The sequence below is a fragment of the Kitasatospora sp. NPDC042419 genome, assembly GCF_056437345.1.
In genome coordinates this window covers 120828-142866 of sequence record NZ_JBWKAW010000009.1, presented here as the reverse complement: position 1 = coordinate 142866, position 22039 = coordinate 120828, and the positions used below count along the sequence as shown (strand labels likewise).

Below are 22039 nucleotides of genomic sequence, written 5' to 3'. Positions count from 1 at the left end.
AGCCCGGGAGGATTCTCGGGAGGAGGTCCGGGAGGGGGTCCGGGAGGTCTGGTAGGTCACGAACCGATCCTCGGGGAGCACCGGCGTGGCGGGCTTCCGATAAAGTGCCGACCGATGCCGAATTCCCGCCAACCCCGTCCGCGCCAACCCGGTTCCCCGCGGCCGGACTCCCCACGGCCTGACCCCCGGCGGCTTGACTCCCCACGGCTCGACTCCCCGCGGCTTGATTGGCGCCGGCCCGGGCCGGAGGACGCAGACCGGGCACCGTACGGCCCACCGTCCGGCGCGGCCCAAGACCCGGTGAACGACGCGGCCCACGAGCCGGTACCCGCGGCGGTGCACCACTCGACCACCACCCGTCCGCTGTCCGCCGGTTCGGAGGTGGCCGCCCACCGGCACGAGGTGCACCAGATCGTGTACGCGGGTCGCGGCGTCCTGGCGGTGACCACGGACGCGGGCACCTGGGTGGCGCCGGCGACCAGGGCGCTCTGGATCCCGGCCGGAACGGTCCACCGGCACCGCGCCTACGGGCAGACGGTGCTGCACACCATCGGCCTCTCCCTGGAGCACAACCCGCTCGGCCTGACCCGCCCGGCCGTGCTGGCGGTGAGCCCGCTGCTGCGGGAGCTGGTGATCGCCTACAGCAGCCCGGGCACCGAGCGGACCGCGGAGGGGCGGCGCATCCTGGCCGTCCTGCTGGACCAGCTGCGACACGCCCCCGAGCAGCCGCTGCACCTGCCCGTCCCGCGCGATCCGCGGCTCGCCGCGGTCGCGGCCCTCCTCGACGGGGACCCGTCCGACCGGCGCACCCTCGCCCAGCTCGGCCTGGCCGCCGGGGCCGGGGCCCGAACCCTCAGCCGGCTCTGCCACGACGAGCTGGGCATGACGTTCCCGCAGTGGCGGACCCAGCTGCGGCTGCACCACGCGCTGCGGATGCTGGCCGACGGCCTGCCGGTCACGGCGGTGGCGCACCGCTGCGGCTGGGCGTCGGCCAGCGCCTTCATCGACGTCTTCCGCCAGGTCTTCGGCCACACACCGGCCGCCCATCACCGCCGTACGGGCCCACCGCTCCGTCAGCCGGGCGACGTGGCCGCGGGGCCGCCCTGACCGCCGGGCCGACGGCGACCCCGGGGCCACCCCGCCTCCGCGGCCGCGAAGCCTCCCCGGCCGAGAAGCCGCTCCGGGCCGCCCCGGCCGCGCTGCTACCCGGTGATGCGGGCGATCTCCCCGATCTCCAGCGCCGCGTACACCGCGCCGTCCGCGCCGACGGCGATGCCGTGCGGCTCGGCGCCGGCCACCGGCAGTTCGTGGCCCTGGTACGCGCCCCCGGGGCCGAGCGAGCCGATCCGGCCGGCGCCCCACTCGGTGAACCAGACCCGGCCGTCCCGGCCTGCGGTGACGGCGTGCGGGCGGGCGGCGCGGTCGGGCAGCGGGTGCTCGGTGACCTCGCCGTCCACCGTGATCCGGCCGACCAGTCCGGCGCCGATGCCGACGTACCAGAGGGCGCCGTCGCCTCCGCGCGCGATGCCGACCGGGGCGGTGCCGGCGGTGGGCAGCGGGTGGACCGTCACCTCGCCGTCGACGGTGATCCGGCCGACCGCGTCGGCCTGGTTGAGGGTGAACCAGAGCGCGCCGTCCGGGCCGGCGGCGATCATCGAGGGGAAGCCGCCGGTGACCGGCAGCGGGTACTCCGTCACCTGGCCGTCCACGGTGATCCGGCCGATCCGGTCGGCGTTCAGCTCGGTGAACCAGAGCGCACCGTCCGGGCCGGCGGCGATCCCGTACGGCCCGGCGCCCTCGCCCGGGAGCGCGAAGGAGCGCTCGGTCCCGTCGGTGCCGATCCGCCCGATCCGGTGGTCGCGCATCCGGGTGAACCAGAGCGCGCCGTCCGGGCCGGTCGTGATCACCGACGGTCCGCACTCCGGTGCGTTCAGCCCGTACCTGGCCACCGTGCCGTCCGCCGCGAGCCGCCCGATCTCCCCGGCGTGCACGAGCGTGAACCAGATCGCGCCGTCGGGCCCCGCCGTGACCCCGTACGGACCGGCCTGACCGTCCGACACCTCGAACCGTTCGACCGTCATCAGCAGCCCCACCCCTCTCCCATGACCCTGCGGCAGCTCCCGCCGCATTCCGGCACTCTCCACTACTCGGCACACGCACGGCAACCGGGTTCCGCGTGATCGAGGGGGGAAGCGGAGGAAGTGGGGGAAGCGGAGGACGTGGGAAGGACCCCCGGCCGGCTACTCCGGGTCCGCGGTCCCCGCGCCCGCCGCACCCCCCGCGCCCGCCGCGGCCTCGGCAGGGGCGGCCGTGCCGTTCCGCCGCCCGTTGCGCGGCCGCCGGCCCTGGTCGCCGCGCAGGACGGAGACGACCCCGAGGCCGGCGGCCGCGATCGGGACGGCGAGCAGGGCTCCGAGGATGCCGGCGATCCCGGCACCGGCCACCACGGCGACCATGATGGTGGCCGGGTGCAGTTCGACGGTGCGGCTCTGGATCAGGGGCTGGAGGACGTTCCCCTCGATGACCTGGACGGCGAGGACGACACCGAGCGCCCAGAGCGCCGTCCCGAAGCCGCCGTCGGCGAGCGCGACCAGGACGGCGACCGCGCCCGAGAGGAAGGCCCCGACGAAGGGGATGTAGGCGCCCATGAAGACCAGTGCGCCGAGCCCCGGCGCGCCCGGGACGCTCAGCACCAGCAGGCCGACGGTGATGAAGAAGGCGTCGATCAGGGCGATCAGGGTCGTGCCGCGCATGAACCCGGCCATCGCCTCGAAGGCCCGCTCGGCGCAGGCGACGAGGGTCTCACCGGCCCGGCCGGGCAGGTAGGAGCGGATGGCGTCGCCGCTGCGGTGGCCGTCGCGGAGGAAGAAGAAGACCAGGGCGAGCGCCAGGACGGCGCCGGTGAGGATCTGGGTGGCCAGGCCGAGGCCGGAGAGCACACCGGTGGTGACGGTCGAGATCAGCGAACTGGTCTCGCCCTGGGCGTTGTCGAGGGCGTGCCGGATCTTCTCGCCGAGGGGGCCGAGCCATTCGGCGATCCGGTCACCGGCCTCCTGGAGCGCGTCGGCGATCTGCGGGGCGCTGTGCACCAGGGAGTTGACCAACAGGGTGATCACGCCGCTGACGGCGGCCACCAGCACCGCGCAGGTGAGCCCGGCCGCGACCGAGCGGCTGACGCCGCGTCGCACCATCCAGGGCATCACGGGGTAGAGCAGTGAGGTGCCGAGCAGTGCCAGGATGACCGGGACGGTGGCGGCGCGCAGCTCGACGAGCGCGTAGACCACCAGCGAGGCCACCGTGATGAGCAGGATGACCGCCGCCGACCAGGCGGCCGCGGCGCGGATCGCGGGCGGCAGCATCAGGTACGGGCGGCGGTGGTCCGTGAAGCGCGATTCCGGCCGGAGGACCGGCTCCTGCCGCTCCACCCCGTATCGGTCCGCCCCGGGCCGCTCGACCCCGGGCCGCTCCGCCGCCGCGCCACCACCGGACGGGGACTCCCCCGGCTCCCCCAGCTCCCCCGGCTCCCCCGACATCCGTGCCTCCGTCCGGTCGATCGGTCCAGGTCTGCCCCATCTCAGCAGATGATCCGATCAATTGCGCGTTTTGTTCCCCCTCGGGCGCGCCCGGGCCGGCCGTGGCGGAACCGGCCCGGACGCCCCGCGGGTCACTCGTGGAAGCTGAACGACCAGGCCTGCGCCTGGTTCCCGACCTCCAGCGGCCGCAGCGCGGTACGCGGCGGGAAGATCCGGAGCACGCTGAGGTCCAGCGCCAGCTCCTGGCCCCCGTAGACCGGGCCGCCGGGGACGACGACGTGGAAGGACTGCGGCTCGGCGGCCTGGTACAGCACCCACTCGAAGGCCTCGGTGGCACCGACGACCTGCTGGTTCTCCTCCGGCGGACCCTCCAGGCCGAGGTAGTTGCCGTGCCGGAGGTTCTTGATGACGACGTAGCCGTTGCTCTGCCCCTCCACCTCCCACTCCTGCTCACCGGGCTGGCCGGTCGGCGGCAGGACGACCACGAACTCCTTCGACTCCTGCAGGGTGAGCAGTTGCTCCTCCGGCTTGCCGATGGCGTAGACGCCGTTGGGTACAGGTGCTGCCATGACCCGACTCCACTTCACTGGGGCGGCACCGCACAGGGCACCGCCGTCCGACGAGTGGGTCGATTCAAGCCACGCCGACCGCTCCGTGCACGGATCACCCGCCGAGGGCCACTCGAACGGGTCGGCGCCGCCGAACGCCCGCCCGACCGTCGAACGCCCGCCCCGGTCCGCCCCCTGACCACTACCTCCCCCCGCTCCGGCTCCGCCCCTACTCCGGCTCCTCGAAGCGGACCGACCCGCCCCCGCCCCCGCCCGCGAAGGCGAGCACCCGCTCGGCCTCCTCCTCGGCCGCCCGCAGGTCGGCCCGGTTCGTCGGCGCGAACGGACGGACCGTCACCGTCCACGCGCCGCTCCGGTCCTCGGTCAGCCGCCAGCTCCCGGCGACCAGTCCGTCGACCAGCAGGATGCCGAGCACCAGGCCGTTCTGCGTCATCACCCGGTGCCGGTACACCTCGGGCAGCACCCGGGTGCGGTCGGCGTGCGAGAGGATCAGGTTGTCGAACGGCGCGACCAGCCGGACCGGCGCCGGGGTGTCCGGGTCGGGCCGGGGCGCGTCGGGCAGGTCGTACAGCAGCCGGCCGTGCTCGTCACGGAACGTCACCAGGCCGGGGGCGAGGCGCTTCAGCACCGGGGTGAGCCGGCTGAGGCCGCACCACTTCTGCAGGTCGGCCACGGTGGCCGGGCCGAAGGCGGCGAGGTAGCGCAGGGCGAGGTCGTCGTGGGACGGCTCGGGGTCGAGCGGGTGTCCGAGCCAGGCCTCGGCGGTGGTGTGCGCGGCGGGGCCACCACGGCCCCAGAGTCCGCGCGGCGGGACCTGCACCAGCGGCAGCAGGCAGCGCGCGGCCTGGGCCAGCGCGGCCGGGTCCCGGTCGGGGCGCGTGGCGGCGAGCTCGGCGCCGAGCCGCTGGAAGGTCCGGGGCTCCTCCTCGACCAGGGTGCGGGCCTCGGCGGCCAGCGCGTCGAGGTCGAGACCGGTCAGCAGCTTGCCGAAGTTGGCGCGCAGCGCCTGGTCCAGCACCGGCTGGACCAGCGGGCGCAGCGTCCGGCAGTCCTCGGCGGTGACCAGGTGGATGGTGCCGCGCTGGAGGGCGATCCGGACCACCCGCCGGTCCTCGATCAGCTCGCTGAGCGCGTCCGGGGTGAAGCCGTCCAACCGGGATAGCAGCCCGAGGTAGGGCGGCTGCGGGGCCGCCTGGGCCTGGAGGCCGCCGAGGTGTTCGATCATCGCGGCCGGGGTGGCGGTGGTGCGGGTCAGCAGGTGCTGGCGGGCGAGCAGCGCACGGCCGAGTGCGCGCGGTCCCAGCACCTCGCCGTCGCTCATCGCCGACCGTCCGACGCGGGGCGGCCGCCGAGGAGGTGACGCCCGAGGTCGCGTCCGGCCAGGACGCGGCGCCCGGCCGTGACCGCGCCGCCGCCACCTTCCCGGGCCGGGCGGCCGTCCAGGACGGAGCGCAGGACGGCGATCCGGTTGCTGGTGATCGAGTCGACGCCGGCGGCGCGCAGCCTGCGCATGGTGCGGCGCAGGTCGGCGGTCCAGGTGGAGACGGCGAGCCCGGCGTGGTGGGCGGCCGCGGTGAACTCGGGGGTGGCCAGGCCGAACGGCGGGTTGAGGTACCGCGGGCGCAGGTCGTCGAGCAGGGCGCGGGCGGGCAGCCGGGGCTGCTTCCAGGTGAGCGCGATCTCCGCCTCGGGGGCGAGCGCGCGGACGGCGAGCATCGCGGTGGCGGGGCCGCAGAACGCGACCCGCTGCTCGGCGCCGAGTCCGGTGACCGTCTCCCAGGCGGCCGCGGCGGGCGTCGGGTCGTCGAGGTCGACGAGCAGCCTGGCCGACGGGGCGGCGGCCGCGGCCTTGAGCGCCTCGGCGAGGGTGGGGACGGTGTACGGCCCGTCGCGCAGCTCGTCGAGCTGGTCGAGGGTGACCCGGTCGAGCGGGCGCGGGTCGCCCCACAGCCGCTCCAGCGTCTCGTCGTGCAGCAGGACCGGGACGCGGTCCCGGGTGAGCCGGACGTCGACCTCCACGGCGTCGGCCCCGGCGGCGAGCGCCGACTCGATCGACGGGAGGGTGTTCTCGCGGTGGCGGTAGGGATCACCCCGGTGGGCGACGGCGAGCACCGGGCGGGGGGCGGGGGCCTGCGGGCGGGCGAGGTCGGTCATCGGTCCGTTCATCGGTTCACTCATCGGTGCGCGCAGCGGTTCGTTCGCCGGTGCGCTCATCGGTGCGGTCATCGGGTCATCGGTGCGTGTGGTCGAGGGGGTGTCAGGTGGTCAGATCGTCGTGCCGGTCATCGCATCATCCCCGCGAGCCACGGGGTGAGGGTCGGCAGGGTGACGGCCTCGCGGTAGGGGGGCTCACCCGGCACGGTGACGATCAGGGTGCAGGAGGGCGGGAAGACCCGTTGCCGGATGTGGACCAGGCCGGACCAGACGGAGTTCAGGAACGCCGGCACGCTGTCGCGCGCGACGTCGAAGGGGATCTCGTCGACCGTGACCACCGCCTCGTCGTGGACGAAGAGGCGGACGGTGACCGCGGGCCGGCCGGCGATCTCCACCAGGGCCTCGTGGGGTATCGCGGACAGCTCGTCACCGCCGCCGTCGGCGCCGACCAGCCCGGCGAAGGTCTGGTCGCGGCCGATGTCGTGACTGGTGCTCACCTGACGGCCGTGCCGGGCCGCCATCGCTTCGATCGCGAAGACGGCGCTCTGGGTGGACGGCAACGGGGGGTGGGGCATCGGGCGGTCCTCTCCTGGGCGGGTTCTCGGTCCGGGCTCGGCGCCGTTCGCCGCTCAGCGCCGTTCGATCATCACATTGGTGGACTTGATGACGGCTGTCGCGGGTGCCCCGGGGACCAGCTCCAGCTCCTCCGCGGACTCCCGGCTGATCAGCGAGACCACCCGGAACGGCCCGGCCTGGATCTCCACCTGGGCCGCGACGTCGCCGAGCACCACGTTGGTGACGATGCCGGGGAAGCGATTGCGCGCGGAGGAGGGCCGGCCCTCGGCGGCGTTCTCCGGGCGGGCCAGCTCGCGGGCGAAGGCGGCCAGCTCGGCTCCGGGGATGATCCGGTGGCCGTGCTCGTCGCGCTCGGCGACGACCCGGCCGGCGTCCACCCAGCGCCGCATGGTGTCGGCGCTCACGCCGAGCAGCGCCGCGGCCTCGCCGATGCGGTACGGGTTGACCGGTGCCCCGGACTGGCCCATGGTTGCGCTCCTGACGGTGGTTCGGGTGCGGGTACGCGTGCCGGTGCCCCCGGTGGTACGCGCACCGGTGCGGGTACGACGGGGCCGGGCGGGGGCCCCGCGGCCATCCTGCCGTACGGGGTGCTCGCACGGCCAAGCGGCGCCCGGCCCGGACGGCCCGCCGCCACCGGCCGGGGCCGGACACCACACCGGCGCGACCCCGGCGCGACCCCGGCGCGCGACCCGGCGGGGATCCGGCGGGGATCCGGAGGACAGTCCCTACGGCTCGCCGAAGAGGTCGCGGCGCACGGCGTCGCCGGCGGTGAGGACGGCGCCGCCGAGCACCGCTCCGCCGCCCGCCTCACCGGCCCGGACCTCGGTGCGCAGCGGGGAGAGCAGGGCGAGCCGGCGTTCCACCCGGGCGGCGAGCTCGGCGCCGCCGGCCCGGCCGATCTCGCCGCCGAGGACGACGCAGCCCGGGTCGAGGACGACGCAGACCGCCGAGGTGCCGACGGCGATCCGCTCGGCCAGCTCGTCGAGGAACGGTCCGCCCGGCTGCCCGTCGTCCAGCGCGCGCAGGGCGGCCCGGACGGCGGCCTCGGCGGCGGGAGCGTCGTCGGCGGCGTCGGCGGACAGTCCGTGGGCGCGGGCCAGGGCGCAGACCGCGGCACTGCCGGCCAGGCCGTGGAAACCGCCCTCGCAGCCGGTGGCGCTGGGCAGGCCGGTGGTGCCGGGGACGGGCAGGAAGCAGATCTCCCCGGTGCCGCCGCGCGCCCCGCGGCGCAGCTTGCCGTCGAGGACGACGGCGGCGCCGACGCTGTGGCCGAGCCAGATCAGCACGAAGTCGTCCCGGTCGCGGGCGGCGCCGGTCCGGTACTCGGCGCGGCCGGCGAGGTTGACCTCGTTCTCCAGGATCACGTCGGTGCCGGGGAGCTCCCGCAGGGCGGTGAGGAGCTCGGCGTGCCAGGCGGGCAGTTCGCCGGTGGACTGGAGGCGGCCGGTGGCGGGGTCGACCAGGCCGGGGGCGCCGACGGCGATGGTGTGCAGGTGGTCGGCGCCGGCCCGGCGGGCGGTGTCGAGCAGGGTGCGGACGATCCTGGCCGCGGTGTCGCGGTCGGCGGTACCGGGGTCGGCGGTACCGGGGCCAGCGGTGTCGCGGTCGGCGGTACCGGGGTCGGTGGCGGACCCATCCGAGGGCACGTCCGAGGAGCCGTCGCCGGGCGCACCCCCCGTGCCGCTGCCGGGTACGCCGCCGGGCTCGTCGACCGGGAGCTCCGCGGCGGCGAGGACCTGGCCGGCGAGGTCGGCGACGACCAGCGAGACGCCGGCGGAGCGCACGTCGACGGCGGCGAGGTGCGCACGGGAGGCGACCAGGGCGTAGAGCCGGGCGTTGGGGCCGCGCCGCTGTTCGCCGCGTTCGCCGACGACGGCGACCAGGCCGGTGCGCTGCAGCCGTTCGAGCAGGTCGGCGACGGTGGGCCGGGAGAGGCCGGTGAGGTCGCGCAGCTCGGTCGCGGTGAGGGGTCCCTGGTCGAGGAGCAGGTTGAGCGCCAGCCGGTCGTTGATCGCCCGGGCGGTGCTCGGCGTGGCCGTGCGCACGGTGGTCATGGGCGGACATCCTTCCAGAGTGTTTCTATCAGGGTCCCTTCCTGATAATTTATCGAACCGTCGCCGGTCTCGCATCGGCGGCCCCGCGCGGGCACATTTCGACCGGAACCACCCACGTGCGGGGAACCATCACCCCAGGGCACCGCCGCGTCCCCACGCGGCCGGGAGGGAAGAACTCGATGACCAGCACCGCGACCGCAGGACCACCCCTCGACACGCTCGACTCCCCGCGCCGGGCCAGGGCCTCCATCGCCCTCGTCTTCGCCGTGCACGGGGCCGTCAGCGGCAGCTTCGTCAGCCGGATCCCGTGGATCCAGGACCGTCTCGACCTCTCCCCCGGCCAGCTCGGCCTGGCCCTGGTGATGCCCGCCGTCGGCTCGTCCCTCGCGATGCCGCTGGCCGGCCGGTTCGTCCACCGCTACGGCGGCCGGGCGGCGGTCCGTGGACTGCTCTCGCTCTGGTGCCTGGCGCTCGTGCTGCCGCCCATCGCCCCCTCGCTGCCGCTGTTCTGCCTGACCCTCCTGGTCTACGGGGCCAGCGCCGGCATGGCCGACGTGGCGATGAACGCCCAGGGCGTGGAGATCGAGCAGCGGCTGGGCCGCTCGATCATGTCCGGACTGCACGGCATGTGGAGCGCCGGCGGGCTGCTGGCCGCCGGGTTCGGCATCCTCGCCGCCCACCAGGACCTCGACGCCCGCCTCCAGTTCGCCGTCACCGCCCTCGTCCTGCTGGCCCTGGCCCAGCCGGTCTGCCGCGCCCTGCCCGACCTGCGGGCACCGGAGGAGGCCGAGGCGCCGCCGCGCTTCGCACTGCCGCCGCGCAGCTCGCTGGTGATCGGGCTGGTCGGGTTCTGCGCGGTGTTCGCCGAGGGCGCCTCGATGGACTGGAGCGGCGTCTACCTCAAGGACGTCACCGGCGCCTCGTCCACCGTGGCCGCCGCCGCGTACACCGCCTTCTCGCTCACCATGGCGGTCAGCCGGCTCGCGGGCGACGCGGTGATCCGCCGGCTCGGCGCCGTCCGGGCGACCAGGCTCAGCGGCGCGATCGCCACCGCCGGAGGCCTGCTGGTCGTCTTCGCGGACCGCCCGGCGCTGGCCGTCCCGGGGTTCGCGCTGATCGGGGTCGGCGTCGCGGTGGTGGTGCCGCTGGCCTTCGCGGCGGCCGGCCGGATCGGCAGCAACCCGAGCCAGGCCATCGCCGGCGTCGCCACCGTCACCTACACCTCGGGCCTGATCGCCCCCGCGATCGTCGGCGGCCTGGCGCAGGCCACCTCGCTGCCCGTCTCGTTCGGGGTGGTCACCGCACTCTCCGTCGCGCTGCTGCTGAGCGCGGGCGCGCTGCGCCGGGCGGAGCCGGGCCTCCCGGCCGCGAGCGGCTCGAAGGGCGTCGCCGCGGCGGCGCCGGAGCGCGCCTCCGAGGTGACCACGACGAAGATGTGACGCGGCGTCCACGGGGACTCCCGCCGGCATCGCGGAACCGCGGGGCACGCCGCTCGTGCCCCGCGGTTCCGCGGCCGCGCGGGACTCGTCGTGCGCCACGGACCCGACGCCGCCTCACCCACCGCGCCGCCGACCGGCTCCGCCACTGCCGACGTCCTCCCCCGCCGGCCCCGCCCTCGCCGACCCCGGCGCCTTCACCCGGGACGCCCCGCCCGCGAGCCCCGCGCGGCCCGATGTGCGCACGGCGTGTACGGATCCATGACTTTTCCGCCCACTCCGCACAACCTTCCCGAACCCGGCGCCGTCGAACACCTCGACGCCGCCGGGGAGTCCCGGCAGCCGCTGCCCGGCCTCCACGCCGGGCACACCTCGACCCGAGCACCGGGAGGGCACCCGTGACCGCCACCGACCGCACGCCCCGAGGGCGCCTCCGCCCCGCCGTCCTCGCCCCCGCCCTCGCACTCGCCGCCGGCCTCGTGCTCGCGGCGCCCGCCGGCCCGGCGAGGGCCGCCGACTCCGAGCCCTTCGAGATCCGGACCCTCGCCACCTACAAGTGCCTGGAGGTCGCCGACTGGCGTACGGACGACGGCGCGCCCGGCCGCCAGTGGACCTGCACCGGCGGCGCCAACCAGAAGTGGTACTGGACCGACGCCGACGAACTGGTCAACGTCCACAGCGGCAAGTGCCTGGAGGTCCCGGGCGCGTCCACCGTCTGGGGCACCCAGGTCGGGCAGCGGGCCTGCGACGGCGGCGCGGACCAGCGGTGGAGCGACGCCAACCGCCTGCACAGCGGCCTGCGCACCATCACCAACGGCCACAGCGGCCTCTCGCTCGACCTGGCCGGGGCCGATCCGTCCGACGGCGCCCCGGTGATCCAGTGGGGTGCGAACCAAGGCGTCAACCAGGTGTGGTACTACTCGCCCTTCCCGGCCGGTCCGCACAACTGACCGACCGTCGGCCCCGGCACGGTGCGCCGACGAAGGACCACGAGCCCGTGCACCGCACCACCGCCGCCGCCGTGCGCCCGCAGGACGCCGTCCCCACCCCGCCGACCACCGCCCGGCCCGCCGGACCGGCCGGTGGACGTACAAGGCAGGACACAACCGGGGCTGGAGCGACGCCAACCGCCCGCACGGCGGCCGCCGCACTATCGTCGACCCCGACAGCGGCCTCGACCCCGACACCCCGGGCACCGACCCCGGCGACGGCGCTCCCGTCACCCGGTGGGGCCCGACCGACGGCCACGACCGGGCCCGGCACCCTCACCGTTCCCGCCCGGCCCGCACAGCCGACCGACGGCCGCCCTCCCCCCTTCGCGAACCCACCGCACCGCACCGCAGGAGGAACCCATGGGCACCACCCGCCGCCCCGCCCCCGTCCGCCCCGCCCCCGTCCGCTCGGTCCGCCTCGCCTCCGCCGCCGTCCTCGCCGGCGCGCTCGCCCTGGCCGTGTCGGCGGCGCCCGCCGGGGCCGCCGACACCACCCCCTTCGACCTCGACTCCGCCGCCACTGGCAAGTGCCTGGAGGCCGCCGACTGGCGCGCCGACGACGGCGCCCCGGTCCGCCAGTGGACGTGCACCGGCGGCGCCAACCAGAAGTGGGTCCGGACCGACCGCGGCGAGTTCGTCAACGTGAACAGCGGCAAGTGCCTGGACATCCCCGCCTACAGCACCACCCCGGGCACCCGCGCCGTCCAGTGGACCTGCAACGGCGGGCTCAACCAGGCCTGGACCGAGACCATCGTCCACCACAGCGGGATCCGCACCCTCACCAACGGCCACAGCGGCCTGCTGCTCGACCTCGCGGGAGCCAGCGCGGCCGACGGGACCCCGGCGATCCAGTGGGGCAAGAACGACGGCCTCAACCAGGTCTGGTTCTACACCCCGTGGCCCGTCGGCAGCGTCCGCTGAACACCGCACCCGGGGATCCGGGCCGTCGTCCGGGCCCGCCGCGGGCGGTCGGCGGGCACTGATCCGCCCGGCCGCGGCAGCGGTCCCGGCCGGTCCGGGGGCGGCGCACCCGCCTCCCGGACCGGCGGCCCGCGCGGTTAGGCTCGACGCGTGCCCGCACCCGTGACACTCCCGCCGCCCTCCGACCCGGCCGAGCCCGGCCTCGCGCCGCCCGCGCCCGCCCCCGCGCCGACGGATCCCGCACCGGCGGATCCCGCACCGGCGGGCCACCTGCCGACCGGACGCCCCGCGCGCCCGCCGCGCTCGGCGTGGCTGCGGCTGGCGGTGCTGCTGACGGTCCTCGCCGCGGCGGCCGGCTCACTGCTGCTGTGGAGTCCGACCGCGCTGCTCGACGGCGGACTCCCGGCCGGGGTCCCCGGGTACTGGCTGGCCCCCGCGTTCGTCGCGGTGTACGCGGTGGGGACGGTCGCGTTCTTCCCCCGGCCCGCGCTCAACGCGGCCGCGGGCCTGCTCCTCGGCGTGCAGCAGGGCGTGCTGCTGGCCGTGCTCGGCACCACCCTCGGGGCGGCGATGGCGTTCGGGCTGGCCCGCCGGCTCGGCCGGGACGCGCTCCGCCCGTACCTGCGCGGGCGGCTGCTGCTCTCCCTCGACCGGCGCTTCACCGAGCAGGGCTTCCGCAGCGTCTTCCTGCTCCGCCTGCTGCCCGGCCTGCCGTTCCAGGCGGCCAACTACGGCGCCGCGTTCTCCGCGGTCCGGTTCCTGCCGTTCATCGTCGGCACCGCCCTCGGGGTAACGCCGATCACCGCGGTCTACGTCATGGCCGCGGCCTCCTCCCGCGAGCCGGGCTCGGCGGCGTTCCTGCTCTCGGCCGGGACGATCGGCGTGCTCTGCCTGGTGAGCGCGGTCACGCTGGGCCGGGCGGCGCTCCGCAGGCGGCGCTCGGCCTCGGCCTGAGCGCCGGGCGCCCGACCCGCCGCGCCGGGCGCGCCGAACCCGGGAATCCGCTCCGCCGGCCGGGCGGTGCTGTCAGTGGTGTGTGAAATCGTTCCCGCATTGTTGACAGAAGGTCAATTACGCGGTGACCGCGACCGATATGGTCTACGCGCGCAACCGTACGCCGGGCTCCAGCGTCGCAACTGGTGCCCGGGTCCGCCCGGGCACCCGGCGCGGCACGACTCGTACGGCGGTCGCGAGCGGGCACGGTACCGGTGATCAGTGCGATACTCGGACAGTTCCGACGAGTGGATGACGTGTCAAAAGGACACGCGCACCGGGGGACCTGTACGGAACGAGGCAGGGAGGCGCGGCATGGGAGCACTTCGCGACGAGCACCACAACGGGTGGCTGATGCCCTCCGGGAACTACCCGGCCGCGGTGTACGACGACGAGTGGGTCGAGCAGGAGACGATGCCGTCCTCCCCCGCCCCCACGAAGATCGTCTCCCTGCGGCCGACCGGATTCGAGGCCGCACGCACGGTCGGCGAGCACATCCGGGCCAGTATCCCGGTGGTCATGGACCTCACCGAGATGGACGAGGCCGAGGCCAAGCGCATGGTCGACTTCGCCTCCGGTCTGATCTTCGGCACCCGTGGCGGCATCGAGCGGATCGCCCGCCGGGTGTTCCTGCTGACCCCGGCGGACGTCGAGGTCATGGTGATCGACCGGCCGCTGGACGACACCGGGTTCTACAACCAGAGCTGACCGCGGAAGACCCGGGACCGGGGACGGCGAACGCCGTCCCCGGTTTCTTGCTGCCCACCGACCGGCACCGTGCGCCTCACCTGCACCATCGAACGTCAATTTGAGACATCCACGTCTCATTCGTCGTACACTCGTTCCATGGCCACCGATCGTGACTCCGTCCTCGAAGCCGCTGTCGGCGTACTCTCCCGCCGCCCGACCGCCCACCTCGACGAGATCGCCCGCGCCGCGGGCATCAGCCGCGCCACCCTGCACCGGCTCTTCCCGGGCCGCGACGCGCTGATCCGCGAGGTCGGCCTGCTCGGGCTCCGTCGGTTCGGCGCCGCGCTCGACACCGCCGCCGTCGACGAGGGCGACGCCCACACCGCGCTGCGCCGGCTGGTCGACGCGATCGTCCCGGACGCAGCGCTCTGCGCCTTCCTGGCCGGCGAGAACCAGCTCTACGACGACGCCGACATCAACGACCTCTGGGACTCCCAGATCGACCGGATGCACGCACTCTTCCTGCGCGGGCAGCAGCAGGGCACCTTCCGGATCGAACTGTCGGCGGCCTGGCTCAGCGAGGCCTTCTTCGACCTGGTGGCCGGCATCGGGTGGGCCATCCAGGACGGCCGGCTCGCCCCGCGCGACGCCGCGTTCTCCCTCGCCGAGCTGTTCCTCGGCGGCGCGCTCCGCAGCCCGCGCCCGCACTGATCCCCACATCCCACATCCACGCACCTCGGACCGGAAACCGGACACCGATACCCATGAGCAGCACCGTCCACCTCCGCCCCCGCCAGCGCTGGACCGGCCTCGCCGTCCTCGTCCTGGCCGTCACCCTGGTCGCCGTCGACGCGACCGTCCTCTCCCTCGCCATCCCCTCGATCAGCGAGACCCTGCGCCCCAGCGGCACCCAGCTGCTCTGGATCGGCGACGCGTACTCCTTCGTCCTGGCCGGCCTGCTGGTCTCGATGGGCTCGCTCAGCGACCGGGTCGGCCGCAAGAAGCTGCTGCTCATCGGCTCCACCGCGTTCGGCGCGGCGTCGCTGCTCGCCGCCTACGCGCCCAGCGCCGGCTGGCTGATCGTCGCCCGCGCGCTGCTCGGCGTCGCCGGGGCCACCATCATGCCGTCCACGCTCTCGCTGATCCGCTCGCTCTTCCCGGACGACCGCGAGCGGGCCACCGCGATCGGCATCTGGGGCGCGGCCGCCACCGCCGGCGCCGCGCTCGGCCCGGTGGTCGGCGGCGTGCTGCTGGAGCACTTCTGGTGGGGCTCGGTCTTCCTGCTCAACATCCCGGTGCTGCTCCTGCTGCTGGTGCTCGGTGCCTGGCTGCTGCCCGAGTCGAAGGACCCGAAGCCCGGCCGCTGGGACGTGCTGAGCGTGCTGCTCTCGCTCGTCGGTGTGATCGGCGTGGTCTACGCGATCAAGGAGGCCGCCGCCCACGGCCTCGCCCGCTGGGACGTGCCGGTCGCGGCCGTCCTGGGCGCGACCGCCCTGACCGTCTTCGTCCGCCGCCAGCTCCGGCTGGACACCCCCCTGCTGGACGTCCGGCTCTTCGCGAACCGCCGCTTCACCGCCGCCGTGCTGGCCTCGCTGACCGCGCTGATCGGACTCTCCGGTGTGGTCTTCGTGACCTCGCAGTACCTGCAGCTGGTCCGTGGCTACCCGCCGCTGAAGGCCGGCCTGGCCGAGCTGCCGGCCTTCGCCGGCGCGGTGGTCGGCGGCCTGCTGACCGCCAGGCTGGTCCGCCGCACCGGCGCCCGCACGGCGCTGACCGCCGGCCTGCTGACGATGGGCGCCGGGATCGGGATCCTCGGCTGGATCCAGCAGGACACCACCTACCTGGTGCTGGCCGCCGCCTTCCTGCTGGTGGGCACGGCCGAGGGCGTGGTCTACACGCTCGGCGCCGACCTGGTGCTGGGCGCCGCCCCCGCGGACAAGGCCGGCGCCGCGTCGGCGGTCTCCGAGACCGCGTACGAGCTGGGCACCGCGCTCGGCATCGCGCTGGTCGGCTCGGTGGTCGGCGCGCTCTACACGGGCCGGCTGATCGTCCCCGCCGGGGCCGACCCGGCGGCGGCCGCGCAGGCCGGCGAGTCGCTGGGCGGCGCGGTGGAGGCCGCGCACGGGCTGCCCGGGACGCTGGCCGGGCCGCTGCTGGCGAGCGCCCGGGACGCCTTCGTCCACGGGCTGAACGTCGCGGCGGTCCTGGCGGGCCTCCTGCTGCTGGGCGCGGCCGTGCTGTCCTGGCGGCTGCTGCGGGAGCGTCCCGGCGCGGCCCGGGAGCAGGAGCAGGAGCAGGGACGGACCCCGGAGAAGGCCGGGGTGTAGCGGCACGACTGCGGGGCCCGGTCCGATGCGGACCGGGCCCCGCAGTGCTGCCCGGGGCGTGGCCTAGGGTTTGCGGGCGCGGCGGGCCCGTTCGACGACCACCGCGCGGAGCTCGCGCAGGTCGATCAGCTGCTCGCCGTCCAGGGTCAGCAGCTCCATCCGCACCTCCCGGACGCCCCGCTCCTCCTCCCCGGTCGTCCAGCGGTGCGCCCGCCAGCGCAGCTCGGACCAGAGGTAGGTGTCGGCGCTGCCGTCCCGGAGGAGCACCGCGCCCCGCTCGAAGCAGTACAGCGAGGGCTTCCGCCCGCCCGACCGGTGGCGCCAGAGCACCAGGGAGAGGAGCAGCGCCGGTCCGGCGACCAGGGCGGACCCGACCCCGACGACGCCGTGGGCCAGCTGGAGCACCCCGGCCGGCGACAGCAGGAGCGTCGGCGCGGTCACCACCAGCGCCGAGCCCCGCTCGGAGCGGCGGTCGCTCTCGCAGGAGAGGAAGCGGCCGAAGCCGCCGCACCAGGCACGGTCGGCCACCACGTGCGGAACCCTCGCCACAACCCCGTCCCTCCCCCGGACAACGGCCCCCGTCCCACCCGCGGGCGCCCGGAGCCTACCCACGGCAGACCCGCGTCAGACCTGCGCAGACCTGTGCAGACCCGCTCCGAGCTGCTCCGCGCCGCGCCGGCCCGCGCCGACCCGCGCCGAGCTGCTCCGAGCCGCGTCAGACCGTCCCGAACGGGAGCTCCAGCTCCGCCCAGACCACCTTGCCGTCCCTGGTCAGCCGGCTCCCCCAGCGCTGGGCGAGCTCGCTGACCAGGAACATCCCGCGCCCGCCCTCGTCCTGCTCGGCGAAGGGGCGCAGCTGGGGCGTCTGGCCGCCGGCGTCGGCGACCTCCAGGGTGAGCACCCGGTCACGGAAGAGCCGGAGCCGGCGCGGGGCGTCGGCGTGCAGCAGGGCGTTCGTGACCAGTTCGCTGACCAGCAGCTCGGCGTAGTCGGCGAGGGCGGACAGGCCCCAGCCGTCGAGCGTGCTGCGGGTGAAGCGGCGGGCCTTGCCGGGGAGCCTTCCGCCGCCGGTGAGCGGCAGGGTGGCGACCCGGTCGGCGGGCAGCGGCAGCACCCGGGCCATGATCATCGCGATGTCGTCGTCGGTGCCGTCGGTGACCAGCGCGGCGAGGACGGCGTCGCAGCTCTCCTCCAGGGTGCGGCCGGGGCCGGAGAGGGTGCGGGCGAACAGGTCGATGCCGTCGTCGAGGTCCCGGCCGCGCCGTTCGACCAGGCCGTCGGTGTAGAGGGCGACCATGGCGCCCTCGGGGAGGCTGAACCCCACCGACTCGAAGGCCACGCCGCCGACCCCGAGCGGCACGCCCGGCGGCACCTCCACGCGGCGGGCGGTGCCGTCGGGGCCGACCCAGACGGGCGGCAGGTGGCCCGCCGAGGCGACCTGCACGGTGCGCTCCAGCGGGTCGTAGACGGCGCAGATGCAGGTGGCGAACTGGCCCTCCCCGATGCCGGAGGCGGTCTCGTCCAGCCGGGTGAGCACCTGCTCGGGCGGCATGTCCAGGGTGGCGAGGGTGCGGGCGACGGTGCGCAGCTGGCCCATCGTGGCGGCGGCCCGGATGCCGTGGCCCATGACGTCGCCGACCACCAGGGCGACCCGCCCGCAGGAGAGCGGCACGACGTCGAACCAGTCGCCGCCGACCTCGCTGGTGACGCTGGAGGGCAGGTAGCGGTAGGCGATCTCCAGGCCCAGCGTGCGGTGGATCTCCTGGGGCAGCAGGCTGCGCTGCAGGGTGAGCGCGGTCTCGCGCTCGCGCCGGTAGAGCCGGGCGTTGTCGATGGCGAGCGCGGTGCGGGCGATCAGCTCCTCGGCGAGCGCGAGGTCCGCGGCGGTGAACGGCTCGGGGTTGCGCATCCGGATGAACTCGGCGCCGCCCAGCACCATGCCCCGGGCGATGAGCGGGAGCATCAGGTACGAGTGGATGCCCGCCTCGATGCCGGGGGCGACGCGGTCCTCGGAGGCGACCAGTCCGCGCAGCACCTCCTCGTCGACGTGGGCGCGCAGCAGCGGGCGGCCGCTGCGCAGGGTCTGGTTGTAGCTGCGGCCGGGGGCGTACTCGGTGACCTCGCCGACCGTGTCGACGGCGTGCACCAGGCCCGTCTCGTAGGACTCCCCGACGGCGACGGCGCGCAGCTGGACGGAGCGGTCCTCCGGGATGGGGGTGGGTTCGGCGCCGCGCAGCACCGTTTCGAGCAGGTCCACGGTGGCGAAGTCGGCGAACCGCGGGACGACGGCCTCGATCAGCTCCTCGGCGGTGCGCTGGAGGTCGAGGGTGGTGCCGATCCGGGCGGTGGCCTCGGCGATGGTGGTGAGGCGTTCCTGCGCGCGGGCGGCGCGGGCCTCGGCCTGGAAGCGTTCGGTGACGTCGATGATCGAGGAACAGACGCCGAAGACCCGGCCGGTGGAGTCCTCCAGCCGGAAGTAGGAGGCGGACCAGGCGCGGTCGCGGCGCGGGTCGCCGGGGACGCGGCCGTGCGAGCGGGCGTCGACCACGGGGCGGCCGGTGGCGAGCACCTGGCGCATGATCTGTTCGATCTCGGCGCTGTTGATGCCGGGCAGGACGCTGCTGATCCGGCGCCCGAGGTGGGCGGCGGCGGGGACGCCGTTCATCCGGGCCAGCGACTCGTTCAGCCGTACGTACCGGAGGTCGGTGTCGTAGACGGCCATCCCGATCGGGGACTGGCCGAAGATGCCGTCGAGGACGGCGAGGTCGGCCTCGACGCGGTGCAGGGCCGTGGTGTCGGAGGCGGTGGCGAGCAGCAGCAGGGTGCCGCCGGGGCCGGCGATCGGGTAGGTGCGGAACTCCAGCTCGACGGTGCGGCCGTCACGGTGGCGGACCGCGAAGACGCCCGACCAGCCCTTGCCGCCCATGATGCGCTCGAAGAGCTCCAGCACCTCGGGGCGGTCGTCGGCGGCGGTGAGCAGCTGGGCGGCGTAGCTGCCGACGGCCTCCTCGGCGGAGTAGCCGAGCAGTTCCTCGGCGTCCTCGCTCCAGTGCAGGATCAGACCGTCGTCCTGGAGCAGGGCGGTGGCGAGCGGAACGAGCCGATGGCCGTCCAGACGTGCGGAGGGGCCGCCCGGATCGTGGCCGGCGGCGTCGGTCGCGTCCCACTCGTGTCTCCGCATTCAGGCAGCACCCCGGTTCGGCTCGTGCCCGGCCGGGCGGGGCCTCGCGGTCCGTGTCGGCCGGGGGTTCTTCTCCAGACTGCACGGACATCGGCCGCCCGGCGACCCCTTGGTAAGGGGTTCCTCGTTCGGTCAGGTGTACGGGCGTCATGGGCGTACCGGCCGCAGCGTACCCTCCAGAACGCCCGCCCACTGTCGGATCACCCGGGATCGTCGTGCACCGTCGTCGGTGAGCAGGTTGGCCAGGCCGAGACCGCGTGCCATGTCGAGGGTCGCCTGGACGGTCTCGCGGACGCCGGGCACGCTCTCGTCGGCGCCGAGGAACTCGACGGCGGCGCGGTGCGCCTCGCGTCCGACGTGCCCTTCGAGGCCGATGATCCGGTCGCGCAGCGGCTCCTCGGTGGCGGCGGCGACCCACAGGTGGAGGGCCGCGCGGAACAGCGGGCCGGTGTAGAGGCGGACGATCATGCCGACGACGGCCTCGGTGCGCGCCGGGCCGTCGGCGGGCAGCTCGTCCGCGTGGGCGCGCACGGCGGCCAGCCGCTCGGCGGTGACGTGCTCGACGGCCGCGGTGAAGAGGTCCTCGCGGGTCGGGAAGTGGTGCTGGGCCGCGCCCCGGGAGACGCCGGCCCGTTCGGCGACCACGGCGACGGTGGAGCCGTTCCAGCCGAGTTCGGCGAGGCAGTCGACGGCCGCCGCCAGCAGCCGCGCCCGGGTGGCGCGGCTGCGGTCCTGCTGGGGGGCGCGGGCGGCGGGGTGCGTGGTCATCTGCGGTGGCGGTTCCTGTTCGTGCGGCGGGTCGGCTTCGGGGCCCGCATTGGGCCCGCTCCGGGGCCCGCTCCGGGGGTGGGCCAGATCCTGCCAGACGGCGGCCGGCGGCTGGTGGCTGGTGGCGGGCCGGGCCGGGCGATGGCGGGCGGTCCGGCCGGTGCGGCCGGAGGGGCGGGGCGGCCCCGGCCGGCGGCCTCAGCGGGCGGCCTCCCGGGCGCGCAGCTCACGGCGCAGGATCTTGCCCGCCGGGGACTTCGGGACGGCCTCCAGGAACTCCACGACGCGGACCTTCTTGTACGGGGCGACCTTCCCGGCGACGAAGGCCGCCACCTCCTCCTCGGTGAGCGCGCTGCCGGGGGCGCGCACCACGAAGGCCTTCGGGCACTCGGTGCCCTCCGCGTTGCGCACGCCGATCACGGCAGCGTCGGCGATCTGCGGGTGGCTGAGCAGCAGCGCCTCCAGTTCGGCGGGCGCGACCTGGTACCCCTTGTACTTGATCAGCTCCTTCACCCGGTCGACGATGTGCAGGTAGCCGCGTTCGTCGACGAAGCCGACGTCCCCGGTGTGCAACCAGCCGTCGGCGTCGATGGTGGCGGCGGTGTCGGACGATCGGCCGAGGTAGCCCCTCATCACCTGCGGCCCGCGGATCAGCAGCTCGCCGCGTTCACCGGGCCCGAGGTCCGGGTCGCTGCCGTCGAGGGCGGCGACCCGCAGCTCGGTGGACGGGACCATCCGGCCGACCGAGCCCGGCGACGGCTCGGTCTCGGAGGGGGAGATCAGGTGGCTGACCGGGGAGAGCTCGGTCATGCCGTAGCCCTGGAGGATGTGCGGCAGGCCGAGCCGGCGGGCACAGGCCTCGGCGAGGTCGCCGTCCAGCGGCGCCGCGGCGCAGAGCAGGTACTCGACCGAGGACAGGTCGTAGCGGTCCACCACCGGGTGCTTGGCGAGGGCGAGGGCGATCGGCGGGGCCACGATCAGGGCCTGGACGCGCTGCTCCTCGATGGTGCGGCAGAACTGTTCCAGGTCGAAGCGGGGCAGCACGACGACGGTCGCTCCGCACCGCAGCGGCTGGTTGAGCAGGGCGGCGAGGCCGTAGATGTGGAAGAAGGGGAGGACGGCGAGGACGCGTTCGCCCTCCGCCGGGCGGTACAGGGCGTCGGTCTGGGCGAGGTTGGTGGCGATCGAGCGGTGGGTGAGCATGACGCCCTTGGGCAGGCCGGTGGTGCCGCTGGAGTAGGGCAGGACGGCGATGTCGGTGGCCGGGTCGAGGGCGATCTCGGGTTCGGGCCCGGTGGCGGCGAGCAGGTCGGCGAGCGAGAGGTGGCCCGGCGCCCCGTCCAGGACGACGATCCCGGCGAGCGGGCGGCCCCCGGCGGCGAGCTTCTCGGCGGCGGCGCGTGCCGTGGGCAGGAACGGCGAGACGGTGATCAGCCAGCGGGCCTCGCTGTCGGCGAGCTGGCCGGCCAGGTCGGCGGGGGTGGCGAGGGAGGAGACGGTGGTGACGGTGGCACCGGCCCGGGTCGCCCCGTAACAGGCCATCGGGTAGCCGATGGAGTTGGGACTGAACAGGGCCACCACGTCGCCTTGGCGCACGCCCGCCTCGGCCAGTCCGGCCGCGACCCGGCGGACGGCGTTTCCGAGCTGGGCGTGGGTGACCGTCTCCCCGGTGACGCCGTCGACCAGGGCGGGCCGGTCACCGAAGCGCCCGGCGCCGCCGAGGACGGCGTCGTGCAGGGGCAGGTCGACGATGCCGACGTCCGGGAACTCGCTGTGGAACACCAAGGCGTGCCTCCTGTGCGGTAGTTGGCGCGGGGCAGGGCGGCCGGCGGAAGGTCCTGGACG

General features: G+C 75.3%; 20 protein-coding genes. 8 read left to right on the top strand and 12 right to left on the bottom strand.

All coding sequences use genetic code 11. The features are described from left to right. Positions 1-300: 300 nt before the first annotated feature. Entirely contained in the window at positions 301-1107 is an 807-nt protein-coding gene (locus AC067J_RS19510) for an AraC family transcriptional regulator (protein WP_478300765.1), read from the top strand. 95 nt (positions 1108-1202) lie between these two features. Here the strand turns inward: AC067J_RS19510 and AC067J_RS19505 are convergent, their stop codons facing one another. From AC067J_RS19505 to AC067J_RS19470, 8 genes are all read right to left on the bottom strand, one after another. Continuing rightward, positions 1203-2081 (bottom strand): Vgb family protein, encoded by an 879-nt coding sequence (locus AC067J_RS19505; RefSeq protein ID WP_478300764.1) that lies wholly within the window; start codon positions 2079-2081, stop codon positions 1203-1205. 159 nt (positions 2082-2240) lie between these two features. Continuing rightward, complete coding sequence (locus AC067J_RS19500) at positions 2241-3359, bottom strand: AI-2E family transporter (RefSeq protein WP_478300982.1); 1119 nt, start codon at positions 3357-3359, stop codon at positions 2241-2243. Positions 3360-3664: 305 nt separating this feature from the next. After that, on the bottom strand, positions 3665-4102 hold the full coding sequence (locus tag AC067J_RS19495; protein ID WP_478300762.1) for a hypothetical protein: 438 nt from the start codon (positions 4100-4102) through the stop codon (positions 3665-3667). Positions 4103-4310: 208 nt separating this feature from the next. Beyond that, positions 4311-5423 carry a winged helix DNA-binding domain-containing protein gene (locus tag AC067J_RS19490; RefSeq protein ID WP_478300761.1) on the bottom strand — a complete coding sequence of 371 codons (1113 nt, stop codon included), beginning with the start codon at positions 5421-5423 and terminating at the stop codon, positions 4311-4313. Next, positions 5420-6268: a glycerophosphodiester phosphodiesterase gene (locus AC067J_RS19485; protein WP_478300759.1), complete on the bottom strand. Its 849-nt coding sequence runs from the start codon at positions 6266-6268 to the stop codon at positions 5420-5422. The genes AC067J_RS19490 and AC067J_RS19485 overlap by 4 nt, the downstream gene beginning before the upstream one ends. Before the next feature lie 116 nt (positions 6269-6384). After that, a complete protein-coding gene (locus AC067J_RS19480) occupies positions 6385-6831 on the bottom strand; it encodes a hypothetical protein (RefSeq protein ID WP_478300757.1) in 447 nt (148 codons plus the stop codon). Positions 6832-6885: 54 nt separating this feature from the next. Continuing rightward, positions 6886-7299 carry a TOBE domain-containing protein gene (locus tag AC067J_RS19475; RefSeq protein WP_478300755.1) on the bottom strand — a complete coding sequence of 138 codons (414 nt, stop codon included), beginning with the start codon at positions 7297-7299 and terminating at the stop codon, positions 6886-6888. Positions 7300-7557: 258 nt separating this feature from the next. Then, positions 7558-8886: an ROK family transcriptional regulator gene (locus tag AC067J_RS19470; protein ID WP_478300753.1), complete on the bottom strand. Its 1329-nt coding sequence runs from the start codon at positions 8884-8886 to the stop codon at positions 7558-7560. Between the two features lie 179 nt (positions 8887-9065). Between AC067J_RS19470 and AC067J_RS19465 the strand changes: the two genes are divergently transcribed. The 7 genes from AC067J_RS19465 (at position 9066) to AC067J_RS19435 (ending at position 16245) form a co-directional block, all read left to right on the top strand. Further along, positions 9066-10325, top strand: coding sequence for an MFS transporter (locus AC067J_RS19465; RefSeq protein ID WP_478300751.1), 1260 nt, complete (start codon positions 9066-9068; stop codon positions 10323-10325). Between the two features lie 395 nt (positions 10326-10720). Beyond that, the gene (locus AC067J_RS19460) at positions 10721-11272 is read left to right on the top strand and encodes an RICIN domain-containing protein (protein WP_478300749.1); all 552 of its coding nucleotides are present in this window, start codon (positions 10721-10723) and stop codon (positions 11270-11272) included. 402 nt (positions 11273-11674) lie between these two features. Further along, entirely contained in the window at positions 11675-12235 is a 561-nt protein-coding gene (locus tag AC067J_RS19455) for an RICIN domain-containing protein (RefSeq protein WP_478300747.1), read from the top strand. Positions 12236-12385: 150 nt separating this feature from the next. Further along, positions 12386-13189: a TVP38/TMEM64 family protein gene (locus tag AC067J_RS19450; RefSeq protein WP_478300745.1), complete on the top strand. Its 804-nt coding sequence runs from the start codon at positions 12386-12388 to the stop codon at positions 13187-13189. A 354-nt stretch (positions 13190-13543) separates the two neighbouring features. Then, positions 13544-13936, top strand: a complete 393-nt coding sequence (locus tag AC067J_RS19445; protein WP_478300743.1) for a cell division protein SepF — start codon at positions 13544-13546, stop codon at positions 13934-13936. Positions 13937-14074: 138 nt separating this feature from the next. Further along, on the top strand, positions 14075-14629 hold the full coding sequence (locus tag AC067J_RS19440) for a TetR/AcrR family transcriptional regulator (protein WP_478300741.1): 555 nt from the start codon (positions 14075-14077) through the stop codon (positions 14627-14629). 53 nt (positions 14630-14682) lie between these two features. After that, a complete protein-coding gene (locus AC067J_RS19435) occupies positions 14683-16245 on the top strand; it encodes an MFS transporter (protein WP_478300739.1) in 1563 nt (520 codons plus the stop codon). A gap of 63 nt (positions 16246-16308) precedes the next feature. Here the strand turns inward: AC067J_RS19435 and AC067J_RS19430 are convergent, their stop codons facing one another. The 4 genes from AC067J_RS19430 to AC067J_RS19415 all read right to left on the bottom strand — a co-directional run bounded on the left by AC067J_RS19430 (position 16309) and on the right by AC067J_RS19415 (position 21979). After that, a complete protein-coding gene (locus AC067J_RS19430) occupies positions 16309-16776 on the bottom strand; it encodes a hypothetical protein (RefSeq protein ID WP_478300737.1) in 468 nt (155 codons plus the stop codon). A gap of 184 nt (positions 16777-16960) precedes the next feature. Beyond that, complete coding sequence (locus AC067J_RS19425) at positions 16961-19426, bottom strand: SpoIIE family protein phosphatase (RefSeq protein WP_478300735.1); 2466 nt, start codon at positions 19424-19426, stop codon at positions 16961-16963. 147 nt (positions 19427-19573) lie between these two features. After that, on the bottom strand, positions 19574-20194 hold the full coding sequence (locus AC067J_RS19420) for a TetR/AcrR family transcriptional regulator (protein ID WP_478300734.1): 621 nt from the start codon (positions 20192-20194) through the stop codon (positions 19574-19576). A gap of 198 nt (positions 20195-20392) precedes the next feature. Further along, positions 20393-21979 carry a 4-coumarate--CoA ligase family protein gene (locus tag AC067J_RS19415; RefSeq protein ID WP_478300733.1) on the bottom strand — a complete coding sequence of 529 codons (1587 nt, stop codon included), beginning with the start codon at positions 21977-21979 and terminating at the stop codon, positions 20393-20395. Positions 21980-22039: the final 60 nt, after the last annotated feature.